The sequence below is a fragment of the Kordiimonas sp. SCSIO 12610 genome (genome assembly GCF_024398015.1).
Taxonomy (GTDB): domain Bacteria; phylum Pseudomonadota; class Alphaproteobacteria; order Sphingomonadales; family Kordiimonadaceae; genus CANLMI01.
The window spans coordinates 2,241,918-2,264,430 of the sequence record NZ_CP073747.1 but is presented as its reverse complement, the minus strand read 5'-3'; the positions used below and the strand labels follow the sequence as shown (position 1 = coordinate 2,264,430).

Below are 22,513 nucleotides of genomic sequence, written 5' to 3'. Positions count from 1 at the left end.
ACTGATTACGAAGAGATGAAAAGCCGCCTGAATGATCTGCTGGAACGATCAGGCGGCTTTTTTTGTTACGGCCGACGCGGTGGATTTACAATGAACACTTCTCGCTGGAGTTCACTCCCAATTTCAGTATTACGCTTTATAATATCAGATAGCCTTGTTCGTTTGAGTTCTGCGAGTTCAGGGCCACTGAAAACGCGTTCATACCAGAACCGATCCCCGTCCCTTAGTCTAATAAACTGGTCGGCGATGATTTTATTGAATAATTCCCCCAGTTGGCCACCACGAACGGGATCTTCTGAAAGGCCACCTATCCATAGGTCAATGTCATCGACGCTGTCATATGCATTCTGTAGGCGCTCACGAATTTCAGGATTTCGCGAAATATCTCTAAAGCGTCTGATGGGCCTTAGGCCAAGCGCTCGGCGAACATCATTGTAACTTGCCAGTCCATGATCACGGCCTCGTTGAATATTGAGGGAAGCAAGGTCAAAACCACCAGCCCCGGGTGGACCAAACAAAAAGTTTCTAAGCGCATCAATAACGAACGGATCGACTTTCTGGGAAGTTTGGGCAGCAAGGCCTCTAAGAATAGGGTCAATTCCCCCTTCGCTTGATAAACGGCCCCCTGCGAAGAAGGCATCCTTGAGCGCGATATGGCCGTTAGCAATTTCATTTCCATCAGCGTCAAGACGCAGGATTGTCTCGCTTAATGCACTATGGCCAAACCTGTATGCAGCCGTTGAAAACTCATTAGCAATGTCAGGTTTAATCGATGGAAAGTAGCCACGATAGCGGGGTATGGATCCACGACCAATCAAGACAGGGAGAAATTCTTCATAGGTAATGACTTGCATTTGCGCCCCAACGATAGCACGCGCTTTTTCGTATATCGCATCACCGGTAAGGGTAGGGTCATTCTCTCTTATTTCGTCTGCAAGGCGGTTATGCTCGCGTACAAAAAGGGTGTGCATCACTGTCAAACCTATTTGTTCGTTCGCTCGCGGATCACCCGCTAGGAACAGGTCAGGGCTATCGCCGCCAGCGTTTGCGAAACCATCGGTATTAAACGGGAGTAAATTCCCTTCGCTTGTTTTCAGTCGCCCTGTATCATCAAGGGTTCTCAAAGCATTGGCCCTTGTTTGGTCGGAGCCATAGACGTTCGATGCGTCGATCCACGCAGTGATTTCGTTTTCTTGTTCGCGTGGGGTGTTGAAGTCAGTGCCTGTCGAGAGGTCATAAAGCGATCGATTGAACGCGATTTCAACTGTGCCAGTACCCTCAAGGTCGAAGAACGGGTCGCCTGATGGTACGGCTATGTTCGCGGGCTCTGGCGGGTCAATCCCTTCAGTAAGGTCAATATCGTGGTCAAGAAACTGGCCCCATTGCCAAAGATAATCGCTCAAGCGGTTCGTGTTTGGAATGCTACCGCTTTGTGCCACAACAATGTTACTGATTTCACGGGCTGATTTCCGGTTTTCACCAGCGAGCGTGGAAATACCATCACTATAGGCGACTGGAGCCAGCCTGAGTAGGTGCACGAAAGTAGAGCCAAACTCAGTATTCTGGGTGTTGTTTCCCGAGCCATCAATGGAACGAATACCGTCCTCTACACCGTGAATAGGGCCTTTGGGGCCTCTGGCGTTTGGTAGCGCATCACGGTTGATTTTACGGGCAGGGGATACCTGTGGGGTGTCCTGATTTTGAAGGGGGAGCGCATAAGTGGTTATCGCAACAGCGCTCACCGATAGCGAGAGCACGATTGCTGTTTTCGTTATTATATTCATTTTACGTATCCTAAAGTCAGGCCGGACGGATACAAACGATGGGGAGGATGATCGGTCCTGGCGATATTCACATACTCGTTACTAGAGCGTGATACGCATGCCCTTCGGATCATCCTTCGAATTATTTTTGCGAGTGATAATTATCTCGCTACTTGATGCAAAAACACAACGTTTGAACGACTAACGTCGCCGTCTTGAGCGCGCTGCGGGTTTTGCTTTGCCCACAGTCTTACTCACAGACTTACTCCCAGCCCTCGTTTTTTTACCAAAGGGTTTGCTGTCACCGCGCTTTTTACGCGAGAAGGCTGGTATGTCTTCGTCGGTGATCAATTCCAACCTAAGGCCACCTGTAAATTTGTTAGCTTCTTTCAGGCGAACCTCGACCATATCCCCGAGCCGGTATTCGATATTGGATCGTTCACCAATCAAAGCACGGCGTTCTTCATCCAGAACATAATAATCGTTTCCGATGCTGGAGATCGGTATCAAGCCATCGCCGCCCGAAGGTTCCAGCGTTACGAACATACCAAAACGTGATACACCAGATATGCGGCCCGTAAATTCGTCGCCCACATGCTCCGAGAGATAGAGTGCCATATATCGATCAACCGAATCGCGATCTGCAAGCATGGCCCGACGTTCTGTCGATGAGATATGCTGCGCTGTCACATCCATTTCCTTCATGTCCTCATTAGACAAGCCGTCATCCCCGAAACCAAGGGCGCGGATTAGTCCGCGGTGGACCATAAGGTCCGAGTACCGCCTGATCGGTGAGGTGAAATGCGCATAACGCGGAAGCGACAAGCCGAAATGTCCCATATTATCGGGCGAATAATAGGCTTGGGTTTGGCTTCGTAGTACAACTTGATTAACAAGCGTTTCCGTGGCTTCGCCTTTGACTTGTCTTAGGATACCATTGAACAGCTGAGGTTTCATAACTGCACCCTTAGCAAGGTTGATATCCATACTTTTCAGAAAATCACGAAGGCTTTCCAGTTTATCAAGCGGCGGTTCTTCATGCACGCGGTACATACAGGGCGTTTGGTGTTTTTCCAGCTCTTCAGCGGCACAAACATTTGCCATGACCATAAATTCTTCGACAAGTTTGTGGGCGTCAAAGCGTTCCCGAAGGGCAATAGACTGGATATGACCATCTTCGCCAATAATGATTTTACGCTCGGGCATATCAAGATCAAGCGGCGCGCGTTTTTCCCGCGCTTTGGTAAGTGCAGCGTAAGCGCCCCATAAAGGTTTTAAGACGGGTTCCAACAGTGGTTCTGTAAGTTCGTCCGTAGTGCCATCAATAGCATCCTGCGCTTGCCTATAATTGATGTTCGCGTGGGAACGCATTAAAATTCGTTCAAACTTATGGCGCAGTTTCTTGCCCTTTGCATCGAACCACATATGCACGGCCATTGACGCCCTGTCCTGATGGGGTTGAAGGCTGCAAAGCCCCGCTGATAACGCTTCGGGCAGCATGGGAACCACTCTGTCAGGAAAATAACAACTGTTGCCGCGTTTGCGGGCTTCGCGGTCGAGGGGACTGTCAGGCGTTACATAATGAGCGACATCTGCAATCGCGACGATCACATGCCAACCATCCTTGTTATCTTCTGATGTGTCAGCTTCGGCCCAGATGGCGTCATCATGGTCACGCGCGTCCACTGGATCAATTGTGATCAATGGTATACCGCGCAAGTCGACACGATCATCAAGGGTGGGCTCATCGGCGCGTTCGGCTGCCTTTAACACATGGTTCGGAAATTCGTTGGGAATATCATGCGCATGGATTGCGATTAGGCTGATTGACCGCGCGGATGAAACGTCACCAATCTTTTCTTTTATGCGCGCGCGCTTTGGCCCCAAACGATTGCGGCTCGATCTGACTGGTTCGATTAATACAAGTTCGCCGTCATTGGCGCCGCGCACGTCCTCGCGGTCAATCCAATATTCGTCGCGGTCTTTTTTGTTAACAGGGGTTACCTTTCCGCCGTTTTCGCCGCCGTGGAAAACGCCCATCGTGGTGTTGGGGACATTTTTGAGAAGCTTCAGAATACTGGCGCGGTAAAGTGCTGGCTTTTCTCGAACGAGTGTCAGTTTTGCAAGTGCGCGGTCCCCCTTACCAAGGGCAGGGGTATTTGTGCTTTTTTTACCGCGTTTGTCTTCGGCCACGAATATTTTTGGCGGTTTTTCATCGCTTTCCCAATTAACGGGGCGGACAAGCGCTTCGCCTTGATCATTCAAGCTCGCGAACTCGACAATTTGAACAGCCTGTAGTTGGTCAGCAGGGCGGAAGGCGCGAGCGTTATCTTTCGCAAGCAACCCATCTTCGCTCATTTCGCGCAAAAGTTTTTTTAATTGAACTTTGTCTGGCCCTTTTATGCCAAACGCACGCGCGATCTCGCGCTTGGTAATTTTACCGGGCGTGTCTTTGATAAATTTAATAATATCTTCGGCGGTTGGGAAATAATCAGGGCCAACCGGACCTTTGTTTTTATTGCTTTTTTGATCGTCGGCCATTTGATGTTGGGCTGCTTTTATTTTTCTGTTTTGTCGTCTTGACGCCAAGCGACGTTTCCTCTCATTACATATTTAAGCTGTCTATAGCACAGGTTGTGATAAAAAAGCTCCCGAAAAGGGAGCTTTTGTGGATATCTGATTTATGACGCCTTCTTGGTTGTTTTCTTTGCCGCCGTTTTCTTCGGCGCAGCTTTCTTCTTGGCGGCTGTTTTTCTAGCGGGTTTTTTCTTCGCCGCCTTTGCTGCCAACCACTCGAGCGCTTGCTCCAAGGTCACACTTTCTGGCTCGATATCTTTTGGTATCGTTGCATTCGTGCGCTTATGGTTTACATACGGACCATAGCGACCATCGAGAACTTTGATCGCTTCGCCGTCATCCGGGTGTTCACCAAGTTCCTTCAATACAGTTTTACTTCCGCCGCCTTTCTTGGCAGCCGCATCAGCAACCAGTGATACGGCATGATTTAGGCCAACTGTGAACACGTCATCGGACGACGGAAGCTTTGCATAAACGCCGTCATGCGCTACATAGGGGCCATAGCGCCCAATCGCAGCCGTGATCATTTTACCTGTTTCAGGGTGGGCACCAATTTCACGTGGGAGCGCGAGTAGGGCCAAGGCTTTTTCAAGGTCGAGGCCAGCAGGGTCCATATCCTTCGGTATTGTCGCGCGTTTTGGTTTTTCGCCTTTTTTCGCTTCACCGATCTGGAGGTAAAGGCCAAAGCGACCATTTTTAAGTGCAACAGGTTCACCTGTTTCAGGGTCATCGCCGAAGACTGTTGGCTCATTTGCTTCTTTGTCTGCGTCATCACCGCCACCAAATTGGCGCGTGTAATTACATTCCGGATAGTTAGAACATCCAACAAATGCGCCGTACCGGCTTGTCTTGAGGCCAAGGCGACCATCATCACATGATGGGCATTTACGCAGTTTTGCTTCTTCCTCAGGGTCATCGCTGAATAGCATAGGCGCCAGAAACTCATCAAGCGCATCGATAACAACAGCGTTTCTTACCCCGATGATTTCTTCTGTTTTTGGTTTAAAGTCGGCCCAGAAATCACCAATAACTTTTTTCCACTCTAGATCACCTGCTGAGATATCATCCAGCTGTTCTTCCAGATTTGCAGTGAAATCATATTGAACATAGCGATCAAAGAATTTTTCAAGGAATGCTGTAACCAAACGTCCCTTATCTTCAGGGATAAAACGATTACGTTCCATATGAACATAATTGCGCTCACGAAGAACCGTTAAGATCGATGCGTAGGTTGACGGACGACCAATCCCAAGTTCCTCAAGCTTTTTAACGAGGCTAGCCTCCGTGAAACGCGGTGGCGGCTCTGTGAAATGCTGCTTTGGCTCCACTTTCGCAAGCGCTAGCTCGTCGCCTTCCTTAAGCGGTGGTAGGCGGCGCTCGTCATCATCGCCTTCGTCGTCGCGCCCTTCTTGATAAACAGATAGGAAGCCTTCAAAGGTAACAACGGTACCGTTTGCGCGCAGTTCAGCACTTTTGTCTGCGTTAAAGATGGTAACTGTTGTGCGCTCCATCTGTGCGCTTTCCATTTGGCTCGCGATTGTACGGCGCCAAATAAGTTCATAAAGCTTGAGTTCATCTGCGTCGAGGGCATGGGCAACTTCGGACGGATGGCGCGATGGATCGGTTGGACGTATAGCCTCGTGAGCTTCCTGTGCGTTCTTGGCCTTGGTTTTATAAAAGCGTGGCTTCTCTGGCAGGAATTTATCGCCGTAACGTGACCCGATGGTATTGCGCGTGGCATTCATGGCTTCCTGCGCAATGGTAACACCGTCTGTACGCATGTAGGTGATCAAACCTGTTACTTCACCGCCAAGTGTTTTACCCTCATACAGGCTTTGGGCGACACGCATGGTCCGGTTTGCCGGGAAACCAAGTTTTCTTGCAGCTTCCTGCTGAAGTGTAGAGGTTGTAAACGGCGGTTGCGGGTGCCTGCGGGCCGGTTTACGCTCAACCGCTTGAACGATCAGCGGCGTATTTTTAACCGTTTCGGCAGCTGATGTTGCAGCACCCTCATTTTCAAGGTCATATTTACCGAGTTTTTTACCGTTCAACGCAAACAAGCGGCTGTCAAAGGACTTTCCGCCGCCAGCATTTGTTGCAGCGGTTACACTCCAGTATTCACGCGGTTTGAAAATTTCAATTTCAGATTCGCGTTCACATACAAGGCGTAGAGCAACAGATTGCACGCGGCCAGCCGAACGAGCACCAGGCAGTTTACGCCATAAAACAGGCGATAACGTGAAACCCACCAGATAATCCAGCGCACGACGCGCGAGGTATGCATTGACCATTTCCTGATCAAGCTCACGCGGTGCTGCCATCGCCTTCAGAATGGCTGACTTTGTAATCTCGTTAAAAACAACGCGTTTTACATTGACGTCCTTTAAGGCGCGTTTTTTCGCTAGAACCTCGAGAACGTGCCACGAAATTGCTTCCCCTTCGCGGTCGGGGTCAGTCGCGAGATAAAGACTATCAGAGTCTTTCACCGCTTTTGCGATTTCGGTTAAGCGTTTATTTGAATCGCGGTCTACGACCCAGTCCATTGCAAAATCTTCGTCCGGTTTAACTGATCCGTCCTTTGCAGGTAGGTCACGGACGTGGCCAAAGCTCGCCAGAACTGTGTAGTCTTTGCCCAGGTATTTATTGATTGTTTTCGCCTTGGAGGGCGATTCCACTATAACGACGTTCATTCGTCCCACTTATCCTCTAGAAGCGTAAACCGCGTTTACGACTGTGATTTTTATACACTGATTACACTTTGATTTATGTCTGACCTAGTTCGATATTGCGCGAATTGCAATCGAAACTTGACTTTAGGGCGATAAACTTATGCGACCTCCGCTGTGTTTTATGATCTTCCCTTCAATTTCGAGCGTTGTAATAATTGCAGTAGCTATGTGGACTGAAAGGTTGGACCTACGGATAATTTCATCGATGTGAACAGGCTCAAGACTTAAAAGTTCAAGTACTATATTTTCAGAACTTTGCACCGAATGAGATGGAGGTGCAGAGGTTGAAGGCGCCTCTTCTTCCTCGATGCGCGAGGTTTCATCATCTGTAATGTCTATGAGGGGGCGCCGATCCATGTTTTTCAGCATAGTATTTGGTAATGCGGACTGAGTATCCAGTATATCCTCGGCGCTGCGTGTTAATATTGCACCGTCTTTGATCAGTTGGTTAGTACCATGGGCACGTGGGTCAAGCGGCGAACCCGGGACTGCGAAAACATCCCGGCCATAATCGGCGGCCAATTTTGCAGTTATCAGTGACCCCGATTTTTGCGCGGCTTCGATAACCACGACCCCTATGCTAAGACCTGCAATAAGGCGGTTTCTTCTTGGGAAGTGACGGGCTTGCGGCTGAGTGCCAAGTGGCATTTCACTAATAATAACGCCGTGCCTGATGATTTGATCAAACAAGTCTGTATTTTCAGGCGGGTAGGGCATATCTATGCCGCCTGCAACACATGCAATGGTACCTGTTTTAATGCTGGCCTTATGGGCAGATGTATCAATCCCGCGCGCAAGACCTGACGCAACGATATAGCCCGCTTTTCCAAGCTCGGCCGCAATGTTCGATGTGATTTTATGCCCTGATGCGCTGGCATTGCGCGCGCCAACAATACCAATGGTTGGTGCTTGCAAAAGGTTTATATTCCCTTTTGCGTATAAAACAGGAGGAGCATCAGAAAGTTCATAGAGGTAGCGAGGATATTGCTTGTCGCCCCAAATAAGTGTATGTGCGCCAAACGTTTGGGTTTGTTTAAGGTTTGTCTCTATGTCTTTGATGTTAATGACTTTTTTGTTTTTAAAGTCGTGGTTTTCAAGCGCCTTTTCTGCGCTTCCATAATCATCAATTAGTTTTTGGAAAGTAACGGGCCCAATCCCCGAAATATTGGAAATCCGCATACGGTGAATTTTTTCTGTCCGCGACAGTTCTGGAAACATATCAATTGATGTCTCCAAATTATTCACTGCTGTCCGTGTTGGCTGTGTTCTCATCATCTGCTGATGATTTTTTACCAATTTTAGGTTCTGTGCCGCCCATGATGCGGCCAATATTGTCCTTGTGTCGAATGAAAATTACAGCCGTCATGAAAACTGTATAAAGCCAGGTAATGTTCGGGATGAGAACATAGGCAAAAACAGGTGCTGCGATTGATGCAATTAAGGCTGAAAGCGAAGATATGCGAAACAAGAGCGCACTGAGTAACCATGACAGCATGCTCAAAACTGCAACAATAGGGTTGATCGCAAGTAGCGTTCCAAAGAATGTTGCAACTCCTTTGCCACCTTTAAACTTCAGGTAAATAGGGAAACAATGGCCAATAAAGGCTGCACTACCGGCCAAAGGTGCTAGTTCCATTGATGCGAAATTTGTACACACCAGAACAGCAATCGCGCCTTTGCCTGCGTCCAAGAGAAGCGTCGCGAGCGCTAAGTCTTTACGGCCCGTGCGCAGGACATTTGTTGCCCCGATATTGCCGGATCCGATATCGCGAACATCACCAAGGCCAGCCATTTTTGTAAGGACCAGTCCGAAAGGAATAGAGCCGAGAAGATAAGCCAGAATAACAATGGCAATGGTTTCAACAGAGGCAGGCATTTGTTTCCTTAAGCAATGTTCGACTTAGATTTAGTCGGCGGAGTATATTTCTTTTCCGGCAACGATGGTTTTCCATACTTTACCCTGTGTGGGTAAGGTGTCAAAGGGCGTATTTCTTGCGCTTGATTTCAGTTTGCTATTGTCAATGCGCCATGGCTTTTCAGGGTCGAAGATGGTGATATCAGCGATACTACCTTTTTCGATCGAACCGCCTTTAACGCCCAATATCTTAGCGGGGTTTTCTGTTAAGGCACGAATAGCGGTCATCATGCTGATTTTATCGCTATGGACCAGTGTCATCAAAATGGGAAGCATTGTTTCAAAGCCAGCAACGCCCGATGCCGCCTGCGCGAGGGGGAGGCGCTTTACATCCTCGCTTCTTGGATCATGATCACTAACAACAGTATCGATAACACCGTCCGCAAGGCCCTTTATAAGAGCCAGCCTGTCAGCTTCGCTGCGCAGCGGTGGGCTAACTTTTGCAAAAGTTCTATATCCTTCAAGCGCATTATCATTCAAATACAAATGATGCGGTGATACAGAGCATGTCAGGTTAAGGCTTTTACGTTTTTTGGCGTTTCTGATGATTTGCACGCCTTCCTTCGTGGAGACAAGGGCAATATGAAGCTTCGCACCTGTTAAATCAGCGAGACGTATATCACGTTCTATTTGAATAGCTTCGGCCGCTGATGGAATGCCGTTTAAGCCCAACCGGGTTGCAATTTCCCCCTCGTGGGCGAAACCATCCTTGGCCAGCGATTGTTCCTCGGCAAACTGAACGATTGGGGCATCAAAATATTTGGCATATTCCATCAATCGGCGCATCACTTGCGCGTCATTGATTGATTGCCTGCAATCGGTAAAGGCAATCGCACCCGAGGCCTGCATTTGACCGATTTCGGCGATTTCGCTGCCTTTTAGTTCTTTGGTTGCAGCGCCCACTGGATAAACCCGTACACCGCCATGATCATGGGAACGCTTTACAATACGCTCAATCGCCGCGTCATTATCAAGAACTGTTTTCTGATCTGGCTGGAGGGCAATCGATGTGATACCGCCCGCCGCAGCCGCTTCTGCGTCCACGGCATGTGCGCGCATATCGATGAAGCCAGGACAAAGAATTTTGCCAGTACAATCGATAACTCTGGCATCGGCCATCATGTTTTTACCAGCACCCAGATCTACAATCCGACCATCATTGACGAAAACGCTGCCGATCTCGTCCATGTTTGTTACTGGATTAATGATGCGAGCATTTGTGTAAGCGGTGAAAATCATGATAATGCCTCCCCGCGGATTGTGCGTGTCAGAATATCCAGGCACGCCATTCTAACCGCTACGCCCATCTCAACCTGTTCTTCAATCGCGGAACGATCAAGATCATCAGCAACATCAGATGCGATTTCAACACCTCGGTTCATAGGGCCAGGGTGCATAACAAGGACATCATCGTTGGCAATTTCCAATTTTTCGCGGGTTAAGCCCCAGAATTGATAATATTCACGCAGCGACGGTAGGAAGGCGCCTTTCATACGCTCTTGCTGAAGGCGAAGCATCATCACAACATCCGCGCCCTTCAATCCTTCATTCATGTCAGTAAAGACTTCTACACCCAACTCTTTTACATCTTTGGGTAATAATGTTGGCGGGGCGACCAGCCGCACACGGGCCCCCATGGCATTTAATAGATATATATTTGAGCGGGCAACACGGCTGTGGGCAATGTCGCCGGAAATGACGATTGTTTGGCCATGAATTTTGCCTTTTCGCCGCCTGATCGTCAGGGCGTCAAGGAACGCCTGTGTCGGATGTTCGTTTCTGCCGTCACCTGCATTAATGACGGCACAGTCCATTTTCTCGGATAATAGCTTCACGGCGCCGCTGTCGCCGTGGCGCATAACCAGGACATCCGGGCGCATTGCGTTCAATGTTGCAGCAGTATCAAGAAGGGTTTCCCCTTTTTTTATGGATGATGTACCTGTGGACATGGAAATTGTATCCATCCCGAGGCGTTTACCGGCAATTTCGAAGCTCATCAGGGTGCGCGTTGAATTTTCAAAAAATAGATTGATTTGCGTTAAGCCTGCGCATTTACCAATCGTATTTTTATCTTTTGCGTGTTTGGGCTCTCTGTTCGCTTCTGCGTAGTCGTCTGCTGTATCCAATATAAACTTGATGGTCGTTGGGTCCATTTCCCAAATACCAAGAATATGGTCGTGTGGAAATAAGCTTCCTGATGGCGGCGAAACTTCCGCGCGCGCATAAAGATTTGATGGTGTTTTGTCTGTATTCATGAAAGCCGCTTTTTAAGTTTAATTCAACTCACTCAACCGGAATTTAGTCCTTATATCCAATAAATTAGAGCGCATGTAAAGCGCCCTGAAGGATATAGCTTGCAGCCAGTTTGTCTACGACCTCTTTTCTTCGTGCGCGGCTACTATCAGCCTCTATAAGCGTACGTTCAACAGCGGCAGTAGAAAGGCGCTCGTCCCAGAAGGCCTGAGGTAGTGGTATTTTCGCATAAAGATTATCGGAAAAAGCCCGCGTTGATTGACATCTGGGGCCTTCAGACCCATCCATGTTTACGGGCCAGCCGATGATAAACCCACCAACATCCTCGGCTTTCACGATTTCTTCTAGCCGTGCAGCATCATCCTTAAACCGCTTGCGGCGAATGATTTCCATTGGGGTCGCGATCATCAGCATTGTATCCGATAGGGCAAGGCCAATGGTTTTGCTGCCCACATCCAGCCCTAAAAGGCGTTTTCTGTTGGGAATGGCTGATTTTATTTCCTGAATCGAGAGAAGATGGCTCATGAATTTTGATCCAGCCATGCTTTTGCGCGAGTGAGTGCATTAGCACGCAAATTCATGTAAAAAAGATTGTAGTCATAAACATGATAGTTACCGCCAGCCATAACATATTCACTCCAGTCCCCTTGAGGTGCCTCTGTGATAAGAAGCCGGCCAAGGTCATCACATTTCGCCCCGGTGAGGTTTTCGGTAATTGGGCCGAGCGGAGCCTCGAAACGGGCGAGGGCAACGCCACCTAAATTGTTTGATTTATCGCTTGCGCCGCCAGCTTTCCAGTTCAGTGGATTGGTGCATAGCATTGGTGTACGTTTGCGTGCGTTCCCGGAAAATCCAATCGAGGTTTCATAGATTTTTGCAAATGCTTCGCTGTCGCCGTTGGCGTCAAAGCTTTGATAGGAAATAACGCATCCTGTATCGGCTGGTTGTTGGCAACCCTTCAGGTTTCCAAGCGTATCAAGGTCTTCCTGAATACTGATTGGCCAGCCGATAATATAAGCAGCAATCATGCGTTGGCGCAGGTCGCTATCGTTGATCCTGTCCTTCAGGAGATGAAGCGCATGAAGTGCGCCTTGGCTGTGTCCGGCAAGGATGAACGGACGGCCATTGTTAAGGTTTTTGATATAGTAATCAAACGCTGCGTAAACATCGCTTTTCGCGCGTTCAATTGCAATTTCGCCTTGGCCGGTTTTATCAAAGAAGGCGCCGAATGTTGCTTGCCTGTATCTTGGAATATAAGTTTTGCCGGCTGAGAAATATACACTCGCCTGGTTCTTTAATGTTGTTAGTTCCATCACTCTGTTGGCGTCCACGTCGTTGAGTGGTGCGTTCCAGCTGGCGCGGTTTAAATATGTGGTTGGGTAGATAAAAAATACGTCTGTGCCTTCTATTTGGTCTACGGCTTCAATGCCTTCCGGCAAGTCGCTGACCGTGCTTGCTTGACCGGGGAAAGCAGCCCATGTTTCTGGTAAACTATAATCTGGGGCCTCAGCGAATGTTTCATCTTCAATCGAAGTTGTCGGCGTGAATGAAAGCCTTAAAACAGTTATTGGGTTTGCCTGAACCCATAAAAAGCCAGCAATAACAATCACAATCAGGGCTGCAATAATGATTAAAAAGATACCAGCGGGGTGGAAACGACGTGCTTTGCTTGCCATATTTGCTCTAACCTATCTTAGTCTTGCCTATCTTAGTCTTGTTTGTGTTCGTTTGGCCATATTGCCATTAATATATCATCGACCACACGGCCATCCTGATATTTAATTGCTCGGCTTCGGATACCTTCACGGAGGAAACCCATTTTTTCGTATAATCCAATTGCACTAATATTGTCAGCATGAACATGGAGTTCTATTTTCTCGAGCGTGGGATGAAGGCGCACCAGATCAATAAATTCGTTTAGTAATTTTCTGGCAATCCCTTGACCACGATAGTCAGGATGAACAGAAGTCGCAAAAGTTGTGACATGTTTCACACGCTTGCGTCTGTCGGTCCAGTTATCGAGCATGCCAACAATTTTATCGTCCTTGAGCGCAATGATACAGGTTTCGTTTGTATTCGTATTCTTGCGGGCTATCCACATCCTTTGTTTCCAGGGGGGTTGCCGAAATTCTTCAGGGCTCGTGATGAGGTGTTCGGATGTTTCGAAAATCAAGCGAATATAGGCGTTTAAGGCCTTGGCATCTTTCGGAGTTGCCTCGCGTATGTGGATTGATTCTCTACTCATCAGTATCATTTGCCACAAAGCGAATGAGATTTCATTTTAAATTTGCGTATATCATCAAATGATTGTTTGTTTTTCCTTGCTCATAATGATCTTTCGCCCTAAGTTGCGCGCTTGATTTCAACTGTACTTCCGAACGTTTCATAGGATTTTCCATGTCGGATATTGATAAGGCGACTGTGGCCAAAATCGCTCGATTGGCCCGAATTAAAATTGAAGATGATAAGTTAGAACCGCTTGCTGGTGAATTGAATAATATTCTCGGCTGGGTGGAGCAACTTGGCGAGGTCGATACGGATAATGTCGAGCCGATGGCAAGTGTTGTGAATGCTAAGCTTCGCTGGCGCGAAGATATTGTGAATGACGGCGATAAAGCTGAAAGCGTGCTTAAAAACGCACCAAAGGCTGAATATAGCTTCTTCACAGTACCTAAAGTGATCGAATAGGGGGCTTCCATGAGTGATTTGATTAAATTAACAATCGCTGAAGCCCGTGATTTGATGGCGAAAGGCGAACTTTCTTCTCGCGAACTTACTGAAGCGCATATCGAGGCGGTGGATGCTGCTGATCCCCTGAATGCCTATATCGCGAAAACACCCGAGCAAGCGCTCGAAATGGCTGATACTGCTGACGCGCAGATCAAAGCGGGCAATGCGAAGGGCATGACGGGTATTCCTGTCGGGATTAAAGACCTGTTCGCAACCAAAGGTGTTCACACAGCTGCGTGTTCGCATATCCTTGATGGTTTCAAGCCAGAGTACGAATCTACTGTCACCCAAAAGCTTTGGGATGACGGTGCGGTGATGCTTGGTAAGCTTAATATGGATGAGTTTGCGATGGGCTCGTCGAATGAAACAAGCTATTACGGCCCTGTGAAAAACCCGTGGCGTCGCGGCGAAACAGAAACGGTGCCGGGTGGATCATCTGGTGGCTCTGTGGCGTCTGTTGCCGGTTTTGCTGCAATGGGTGCAACAGCCTCGGATACAGGTGGTTCGATCCGCCAGCCTGCTTCCTTCACTGGAACATTTGGTATCAAGCCAACGTATGGCCGCTGTAGCCGATACGGGATGGTTGCGTTCGCAAGTTCCTTGGATCAGGCGGGCACGATTACACGTACAGTACGTGACGGCGCGATCATGTTAGAGAGTATCTCTGGTTTTGACGCAAAGGACAGCACATCCGTTGATATCGAAGTTCCAAACTTTGAAGCGGCGCTAACAGGTGATATCCGCGGCCTTAAGGTTGGTATTCCAAAAGAATATTATCTTGACGGGATGTCTCCTGAACTGGAGGCCTTGTGGCAACAGGGTATCGAGTGGATGAAATCCGCTGGCGCTGAGATCGTTGACATCAGCCTGCCGCATACAAAATATGCGCTCCCGACCTACTATATTGTGGCACCCGCAGAGGCTTCATCAAACTTAGCGCGTTATGACGGTGTTCGCTATGGTCTGCGTGAAGTGCCAGAGGGCGGCGGTCTTGACGATATGTATTACACCACGCGCGGTGAAGGCTTTGGTGACGAAGTGAAACGCCGGATTATGATTGGTACATATGTACTGTCAGCGGGCTATTATGATGCATACTATATTAAGGCGCAAAAGGTTCGTAAGTTGATCGCGAATGATTTTGCAGAAGCCTACAAACAGGTTGATGTGATCCTGACACCAACTGCGCCGTCTGCTGCGTTTGCCTTTGGTGAAAAATCTGATGATCCGCTTGCTATGTATTTGAACGACGTGTTCACGGTTCCAGCGTCACTTGCTGGTATTCCGGGTTCAAGCGTTCCGGCAGGGCTTGATAAAAATGGTCTTCCGCTTGGTCTTCAGGTGCTTGGTAAAGCATGGGACGAAGCAACAGTGTTGAAAGTATCAGGTGTGATCGAAGAAGCCGCAGGCTTCACGCACCAGCCTAAGATTTGGTGGAGGTAAGACCCATGAGCAAATATATTATTCAGGGTGCCAAGGATGATTTTGAGGTTGTAATCGGCCTTGAAGTGCATGCGCAGGTTATCTCAAACGCCAAGTTATTTTCTGGTGCTTCAACCGAATTTGGTGCGGAACCAAACGCACAGGTATCGCTTGTGGACGCGGCAATGCCAGGTATGCTTCCTACAATTAACGAGGAATGTATCCGCCAAGCGGTTCGCACGGGCCTCGCGATTGGTGCAGAGATTAATAAATACTCTGTCTTTGACCGGAAAAACTATTTCTACGCTGACTTGCCGCAAGGCTATCAGATTTCGCAGTTTAAACATCCGATCGTGGGTGAGGGTACTGTGACACTAGATCTCGGTGACGGTAAAACCAAAGATGTTGGTGTTGAGCGTATTCACCTGGAGCAGGATGCAGGAAAGTCCATGCATGATCAGCACCCGCAGTTCACCTATGTGGATTTGAACCGTTCGGGCGTTGCTTTGATGGAAATCGTATCAAAGCCGGATATGACAAGCCCTGAGGAAGCTGGTGCGTACCTGACGAAACTGCGTACAATCCTTCGCTACATTGGCACCTGTGACGGTAACATGGAGCAGGGCAGTATGCGGGCAGATGTGAACGTATCAGTGCGCCGCGCGGGTGAACCACTTGGTACGCGCTGCGAGATCAAAAACGTGAACTCGATCCGCTTCGTTCGCCAGGCGATTGAAGTAGAGGCGCGCCGTCAGGTTGATATTATCGAGGATGGTGGTGCCGTGGATCAGGAAACACGTTTGTTCGATCCTGTGAAACTGGAAACCCGCTCGATGCGTTCAAAGGAAGAAGCGCACGATTATCGCTATTTCCCTGATCCTGATCTTCTACCACTTGAGTTTGATGATGCGTTCATTGACGCCGCGCGGGATAGCTTGCCAGAACTGCCAGACGAGAAACGCACGCGTTTCGTGGAAGCACTCGGCCTAAGTGATTATAACGCGGGCGTTTTGGTTGCTGAGAAAGAAACCTCTGATTATTTCGAGGCGCTTTTGGATGCACTAAGCGCTAAGAGCAAGGCAGATGCCGCCAAGATTGCGTCTAAAGCCGCGAACTGGGTCATGGGTGATTTGTTTGGTGCCTTGAATAAGGCTGGTAAAACAATCACGGAAAGCCCTGTAAGTGCAAGCCAAGGTGCAGACCTGTTGGCGCTTGTAGAAGACGGTACAATCTCTGGCCGTATAGCCAAGGATGTTTTCGAAGTGATGTTCGAAACAGGCAAGGACGCTGAAGCTATTGTTGAAGAAAAAGGCCTCAAACAGGTTTCAGACACCGGCGAGATTGAGAAAATCATTGATGAAGTGATCGCAGCCAACCCAGGACAGGTAGAGCAGTATAGGGGGGGTAAGGATAAGCTTATCGGTTTCTTCGTTGGTCAGGTGATGAAGGCAACGGGCGGAAAGGCAAACCCGGGCGTTGTAAATAAACTGTTGAAGCCTAAACTTGATGGCTAACACTGTATTTTATGAAAAGAGGCTTAAGGGCCTCTTTTTTATTTTATAAAATTCCAGTTTTGTTGTTTGGAAGATTATGGATGGGGTAACCTAGAGGATTGGCACCAGAATTGTGAAAAATTACGGTTTAAATACTGTGCATAACGGTTGGGTTATGTTGGTAAGGGCCAGGACACTGTTTGTTTTTATCTGCTTCTTGGTCTTCTCATCTAGCTTAATAGCTCTTGATGACCATGAAACAGTTTCTGTTGCTGGAACATACATCCCTGATTTACTCGATGATGCAAAAGAAGGCCCATACATAAAACTTTTTGATCGGTTTAACGGTGCTCTCAGTGAAGAGATGGCATTGTCCATCATGCCGTTCCGGCGGGCTTATTTAAACTTTGAAAAGAACCGATTTGATTGTTTGTACACAGGCGTCGTTAATCAGGATAATTTTCTCGGCAAAGGGATTGAAGAAGGCATTTATCTTTCGTCCGATGTTATTAATCCCCTAAAGCTGAAAGCCTTCACTCTCCGTCAAAGGCCAGCAATAAATATGTTTGATGCGCTGGAAGGAAAAATAATCACGGGTACCAGAGGTGTGATTCAGGCGATGATTGATATCTTTGGCAATCAGGCACGTAAGCTGGTTTCCTTGCCTGTTGAAGGAGAAGAAGAGGCTTTTCAACTCTTGAAAGACAATAAGGCAGATGTTGTTTTATCCTTTTCAGTGAATGCCTACCAGTATCTCGTGCGTTCAAAGGAAAGTGAGCTTTATCATACACTACCAGGTTATAGCTTGCGGGAAAGCCATGAAGTGATGGTTTGTCATAACACACCTAAGAACCAGCAACTCATAAATAATATCGATGCACAAATTCGGGATTTGCGGGCCAACAATGAGTTAAACATTTTGTTTGGAATGGACGAATTTTAAGGGTTTCGGAGTGTCTCCTTTTCAATTTTTCAGTTATGCGCCTAAGTGCTGATTCACATTTTATTTACCTCAATTTAGTAATGTTGAAGTGCTGAGGAGTGAGGGGCTAAATGAATTTCATAAACAAAACTAATAATTGTATAATTATAGTATATGCTTTTATTGCCTCTATTCTTGTGAGTGTGTTGATCCCTTCGCTGTTTACATCTGCCTATGCTCAAGATGCGAAAGAGAGTGACTCAATAAAATTTGCAGGTACGTTTGTACCGCACCTGTTGGACAGCGCTTATGAAGATGGGCTTTATATGCAACTTCTTAGTCGGATTCGTGCAAAATCAGAGCGCGAAATTACGATCTCTATAATGCCGATACGCAGAGCCCAAAGTAATTTTTTTAAAGGCTTATATGATTGTGTTTTCGTTGGCACACAGGATAAACAGCCATATCTGGATGCTGGAATGACTGAAGGTAGTTTTATCGTTTCTAATCATATTAATAAGCTGAAGATAAAGGCTTATACGCCGGACTTTTTACCCCCTATCAAAGCGCTTGGAGATGTCAAAGGGCATGTGGTAGCGGGAGAGGTCGGCGCTATTCAAGCATTTGTTCGATCCTATCCTGAAATCAGTGCTGCCTCCTCTGTTCTGCCCGTTGAATCGCTTCAAAATGCGATAAAAATAGTGGAAGAAGGCAGGGCTGATGTTATTGTTTCGTTTGATCTTGATATGAGAGTTTTTATGCGTGATCACCCTGATATGAAGGGGAAATATCAGGCGTCTTCTTTCAATTTACGGGAAAATAACGAGTCTGTGGTCTGTAAAAACACGCCAACGGGTGCGCATATAGTTTCTTTGGTGAACGATATTCTGGCGAATGAACCTCTTATTGAAGGGTTCACCCGCTAAATCAATGTTCCGTCTTTAGCTATTGCTCCATAGGTAAACAGTTCATCTCACCCGTTAAGGAAATAGAATTTCCCCAAGCATTGCGAGCTGCCTTTTGAACGCCGACGGGGCCGCCATATTGCTGCATCCATTCCCTGTTTTCTTCCTGAAAATGCATTGGAATAATATGTTTGGCATTCCAGGATGCTTTTACCATTGATTGACTGTCTTCATTCAATCCCGTCCAAAATGGAAGTAGTAAATAATCGACTGGTGCCTTTGATAAGCCTACGGAGCTCAGTTGTTCTGTTGTTGTGGACATATCACCGGGATGAAAGAAGCTGAAGCTATTATCAAAGGAAACCTTGTATCCAAGGTTTTCAATGGGGCGATTTGCCCCGTGACTGATACGGTATGCTTCGACCTTAATTCCATGAAACTCATAAGATTGAGGGTTTCCGTCCATGTCAGGTAATGGTGTGTGAATTCTTTCAGCCTCCTGATCAGTAAGGCCAAGTTTCTTCACCATTTCAAAAGTTTGCGGCGGCATAATATACTGCGCGTTGGCATTGTTCCTTAGGTGTCGCAGCGTTGAAGTAGGGTCAAAATGATCCGCATGGTAATGTGTTACCAGTACGAGTTGGACAGTATCAAATGGTGTCTGGCCCTTTTCAATTTTCTCAAGAAGGGGTTTGGACGGTTGAACATAACCCGTTAGACCTTGGTCGATAACCGTATCGACCAGCACCCCGTTTCCTGCGCTTTCCATATAGAAACCGGCGTTTGCAATATGACAGATTTGATCCGCATTAGCAGATATTGAAATCACTGTTGAAGCCAGTGCCAAGAATGTTCGAGATAATTTCATAATATTATCAGCCTTTATTGACCATCAGATAGCCATATTTTTACCCATTTAAGCATCTAAATATATGACTAAATTACCTATTTGTAACGTAATAGAAAACCTGATTTTTTTGTGTACACCTATGCGTGATCACGATACTGTGAGATTGCATAACTAAATCCATGGGGGAATTATGAAAAACTTATTATGCTCAGTAGCATTAATTGCTACGCTATCCGCGTGCGCGAGTAATCCAGATTCTTTATCAACAGCATATGTATCGCCTGTAAAATATGAAGATTACAACTGTGAGCAGTTATCTTCCGAAATGACGGCGATTAACCAGCGTTCTTTGGAGTTATATCGTAGTTTAAAGAAAAAGAGGTCTGGTGATAATTGGCAAACAGGTATTGGCTTGGTTTTGTTTTGGCCAAGCTTATTCTTCCTTGAAGGCGGGGATGGCCCCGAAGCTGCTGAGTTTTCAACTCTGAAAGGGGAATTTGAAGCCTTAAAAGAGGTGAATGTACAAAAAAACTGTGGTTTGCAAATTCGGTCTCCTGAGGCGCAGGTTGAATATCTGTATAAACAGGTGAAAGAAACTGAGAAAGAGTTAAAGGTTGCTTCGAAAGAGCTTAAGAAAGCAGAAAAAGCAACGGCAAGCTTGGATAAAAAAGCAGCGAAAGCAGAAGCGAAAGCTCAGAAGTTAATCGCCAAAGCTGAAACAAACCCTTCAAATAAAAGGGAAAAATCTGCAGAGAAGGCAAAATTAGCGGCTGAGACAGCAAGACAACGTGCCAATGATCAAAAGACTAGTATGATTGCAGTGAAAGATCGTGTTGACGCTGCGCGTAAAAAATTGGCTGAACTTAACGGTTGATCTGAATATGATTTGAAAGAGCCTCATTCGAGGCTCTTTTTTTGACTTTTGAACACGGTTGATGGCTAAAGATTATAAAAAATCTTATATTTTTGAATTTATATTATAAATTATATTCATATATCAGTTTATTATTATCGACTTTTGCTTTGTAACTTTATATGGTGCAGCGAAATTAGCTAACCATATCTATCAAGGTTTTGATTATGCCGCACTATCGATCACGAACATCAACCCATGGCCGTAATATGGCGGGCGCACGTGCGCTCTGGCGTGCAACGGGTATGAAAGATGATGATTTTCATAAGCCAATCATTGCTGTGGCTAACAGTTTTACTCAGTTTGTGCCGGGCCATGTTCACTTGAAAGACATGGGTCAGTTGGTTGCGCGCGAGATCGAGAAAGCGGGTGGTGTAGCAAAAGAGTTTAATACCATTGCTGTTGATGATGGTATCGCCATGGGGCACGACGGGATGCTCTATAGTCTACCAAGCCGTGAAATCATAGCGGATAGCGTGGAATATATGGCGAATGCACACTGTGCGGATGCGCTTGTGTGTATTTCCAACTGCGATAAAATTACGCCTGGTATGTTGATGGCGGCGATGCGGCTTAATATCCCTGCGATCTTTGTCTCAGGTGGGCCTATGGAAGCAGGGGAAGCCGATTACGGCGAGGACGGTGCAATTCGTAAGCTTGATTTGGTTGACGCGATGGTGGATGCCGCCAATCCTCAAATTTCAGACGAGGAAGTCGCAAAAATAGAGCGATCGGCGTGCCCTACGTGCGGGTCCTGTAGTGGTATGTTTACCGCGAACAGCATGAATTGCCTAACGGAAGCGCTTGGGCTTTCACTGCCGGGTAATGGAACCACGCTTGCAACCCATGCAGACCGAAAGGAACTGTTCCTAACAGCAGGGCGTCAGATTGTTGCGATTGCCAAACAATATTATGAAGGCGAGGATGATAGTGTTCTACCGCGCTCGATCGCAAGTTTTGATGCTTTTGAGAATGCAATCGCTCTTGATATCGCTATGGGTGGATCGACAAATACAATTTTGCACTTGCTTGCCGCAGCACAAGAGGGGGAAGTTAATTTTACCGTTAGTGACATTGACCGAATGTCACGCAAGGTACCGAATTTGTGCAAAGTTGCACCAGCGACAAACAAATATCATATTCAGGATGTTCACCGTGCGGGTGGAATTATGGCGATCCTCGGCGAACTTGATCGTGCGGGGCTTTTAAACCGCGACTGTACAACCGTTCATACGCCAACTATCGGTGATGCGGTTGATCATTTTGATGTCACAAAGACCGATGATCCGGATATTCATCGGTTTTATATGGCAGGCCCCGGGCGTGTTCCAACACAGGTTGCCTTCAGCCAAAGCAAAAGATTTGATAGTCTGGATTTGGATCGTACGGCAGGGTGTATCCGCGCGAAAGAACATGCTTACAGTCAGGATGGTGGTTTGGCGGTCCTTTTTGGTAATATTGCCGAAGATGGCTGCGTTGTGAAAACCGCCGGTGTTGACGAGAGCATCCTTACCTTTACCGGACGCGCGCGAATTTTCGAAAGCCAAGATAGTTCCGTTGCGGCAATTCTGGACGGTAAAATCGAAGCGGGTGATGTGGTGGTTATTCGCTACGAGGGGCCGCGGGGTGGTCCTGGGATGCAGGAAATGCTCTATCCAACCAGTTATCTGAAATCTATGGGGCTCGGTAAAGAATGTGCGCTGCTGACCGATGGCCGTTTCAGTGGTGGAACCAGTGGTCTCTCGATCGGCCATGTAAGCCCAGAAGCGGCAGAAGGTGGGGCCATAGCCCTTATTGAAGAAGGGGATATTATTAAAATCGATATTCCTAACCGATCCATTGATGTTGATATTAGCGATGATGTTCTTGCTGATCGCAAAGCGAAAATGAACGCTTTGGGTGATAAGGCATGGCAACCGACGGAAGAGCGTTCACGCAAGGTCACGAAGGCACTGAAAGCCTATGCAATGTTGACGACATCAGCGAGCGAAGGTGCAGTAAGAAAATTGTAACGCCACACAAGTGTGACGATTAAAATAAA

At 47.3% G+C, this 22,513-nt stretch carries 18 protein-coding genes; 7 read left to right on the top strand and 11 right to left on the bottom strand.

The window, feature by feature from the left end; translation table 11 throughout:
• Positions 1–65 precede the first annotated feature (65 nt).
• The 10 genes from KFF44_RS10590 to KFF44_RS10545 form a co-directional block, all read right to left on the bottom strand.
• Positions 66–1,784: a peroxidase family protein gene (locus tag KFF44_RS10590; RefSeq protein WP_255934080.1), complete on the bottom strand. Its 1,719-nt coding sequence runs from the start codon at positions 1,782–1,784 to the stop codon at positions 66–68.
• Positions 1,785–1,964: 180 nt separating this feature from the next.
• Positions 1,965–4,304 (bottom strand): ribonuclease R, encoded by a 2,340-nt coding sequence (gene rnr / locus KFF44_RS10585; protein ID WP_255934077.1) that lies wholly within the window; start codon positions 4,302–4,304, stop codon positions 1,965–1,967.
• Between the two features lie 140 nt (positions 4,305–4,444).
• Complete coding sequence (gene topA, locus KFF44_RS10580; protein WP_255934075.1) at positions 4,445–7,030, bottom strand: type I DNA topoisomerase; 2,586 nt, start codon at positions 7,028–7,030, stop codon at positions 4,445–4,447.
• A 123-nt stretch (positions 7,031–7,153) separates the two neighbouring features.
• On the bottom strand, positions 7,154–8,344 hold the full coding sequence (gene dprA / locus KFF44_RS10575) for a DNA-processing protein DprA (protein ID WP_255934074.1): 1,191 nt from the start codon (positions 8,342–8,344) through the stop codon (positions 7,154–7,156).
• Positions 8,307–8,945, bottom strand: a complete 639-nt coding sequence (plsY, locus tag KFF44_RS10570; protein ID WP_255934072.1) for a glycerol-3-phosphate 1-O-acyltransferase PlsY — start codon at positions 8,943–8,945, stop codon at positions 8,307–8,309. Before plsY ends, dprA begins: the two co-directional genes overlap by 38 nt.
• Before the next feature lie 30 nt (positions 8,946–8,975).
• Positions 8,976–10,223 carry a dihydroorotase family protein gene (locus KFF44_RS10565; protein WP_255934070.1) on the bottom strand — a complete coding sequence of 416 codons (1,248 nt, stop codon included), beginning with the start codon at positions 10,221–10,223 and terminating at the stop codon, positions 8,976–8,978.
• Positions 10,220–11,239, bottom strand: a complete 1,020-nt coding sequence (locus KFF44_RS10560; protein WP_255934069.1) for an aspartate carbamoyltransferase catalytic subunit — start codon at positions 11,237–11,239, stop codon at positions 10,220–10,222. The genes KFF44_RS10565 and KFF44_RS10560 overlap by 4 nt, the downstream gene beginning before the upstream one ends.
• Positions 11,240–11,303: 64 nt before the next feature.
• Positions 11,304–11,762, bottom strand: a complete 459-nt coding sequence (gene ruvX, locus KFF44_RS10555) for a Holliday junction resolvase RuvX (RefSeq protein ID WP_255934067.1) — start codon at positions 11,760–11,762, stop codon at positions 11,304–11,306.
• A complete protein-coding gene (locus KFF44_RS10550; RefSeq protein ID WP_255934066.1) occupies positions 11,759–12,913 on the bottom strand; it encodes a DUF3089 domain-containing protein in 1,155 nt (384 codons plus the stop codon). Before KFF44_RS10550 ends, ruvX begins: the two co-directional genes overlap by 4 nt.
• Before the next feature lie 32 nt (positions 12,914–12,945).
• Positions 12,946–13,482 (bottom strand): GNAT family N-acetyltransferase, encoded by a 537-nt coding sequence (locus tag KFF44_RS10545; protein WP_255934064.1) that lies wholly within the window; start codon positions 13,480–13,482, stop codon positions 12,946–12,948.
• 152 nt (positions 13,483–13,634) lie between these two features.
• Here KFF44_RS10545 and gatC point away from each other — a divergent pair, with 152 nt between their 5' ends.
• The 5 genes from gatC (at position 13,635) to KFF44_RS10520 (ending at position 18,730) form a co-directional block, all read left to right on the top strand.
• Entirely contained in the window at positions 13,635–13,925 is a 291-nt protein-coding gene (gene gatC, locus KFF44_RS10540; RefSeq protein ID WP_255934061.1) for an Asp-tRNA(Asn)/Glu-tRNA(Gln) amidotransferase subunit GatC, read from the top strand.
• A gap of 9 nt (positions 13,926–13,934) precedes the next feature.
• The gene (gene gatA / locus KFF44_RS10535) at positions 13,935–15,410 is read left to right on the top strand and encodes an Asp-tRNA(Asn)/Glu-tRNA(Gln) amidotransferase subunit GatA (RefSeq protein WP_255934058.1); all 1,476 of its coding nucleotides are present in this window, start codon (positions 13,935–13,937) and stop codon (positions 15,408–15,410) included.
• Positions 15,411–15,415: 5 nt separating this feature from the next.
• Positions 15,416–16,903: an Asp-tRNA(Asn)/Glu-tRNA(Gln) amidotransferase subunit GatB gene (gene gatB, locus KFF44_RS10530; protein WP_255934057.1), complete on the top strand. Its 1,488-nt coding sequence runs from the start codon at positions 15,416–15,418 to the stop codon at positions 16,901–16,903.
• Positions 16,904–17,057: 154 nt separating this feature from the next.
• On the top strand, positions 17,058–17,825 hold the full coding sequence (locus KFF44_RS10525; RefSeq protein WP_255934056.1) for a transporter substrate-binding domain-containing protein: 768 nt from the start codon (positions 17,058–17,060) through the stop codon (positions 17,823–17,825).
• Between the two features lie 305 nt (positions 17,826–18,130).
• Complete coding sequence (locus tag KFF44_RS10520) at positions 18,131–18,730, top strand: hypothetical protein (protein ID WP_255934055.1); 600 nt, start codon at positions 18,131–18,133, stop codon at positions 18,728–18,730.
• 19 nt (positions 18,731–18,749) lie between these two features.
• Here the strand turns inward: KFF44_RS10520 and KFF44_RS10515 are convergent, their stop codons facing one another.
• Positions 18,750–19,577, bottom strand: a complete 828-nt coding sequence (locus KFF44_RS10515; protein ID WP_255934053.1) for an MBL fold metallo-hydrolase — start codon at positions 19,575–19,577, stop codon at positions 18,750–18,752.
• Between the two features lie 172 nt (positions 19,578–19,749).
• Here KFF44_RS10515 and KFF44_RS10510 point away from each other — a divergent pair, with 172 nt between their 5' ends.
• Positions 19,750–20,433: a hypothetical protein gene (locus KFF44_RS10510; RefSeq protein WP_255934052.1), complete on the top strand. Its 684-nt coding sequence runs from the start codon at positions 19,750–19,752 to the stop codon at positions 20,431–20,433.
• 206 nt (positions 20,434–20,639) lie between these two features.
• Positions 20,640–22,484: a dihydroxy-acid dehydratase gene (gene ilvD / locus KFF44_RS10505; RefSeq protein WP_255934051.1), complete on the top strand. Its 1,845-nt coding sequence runs from the start codon at positions 20,640–20,642 to the stop codon at positions 22,482–22,484.
• Positions 22,485–22,513 lie beyond the last annotated feature (29 nt).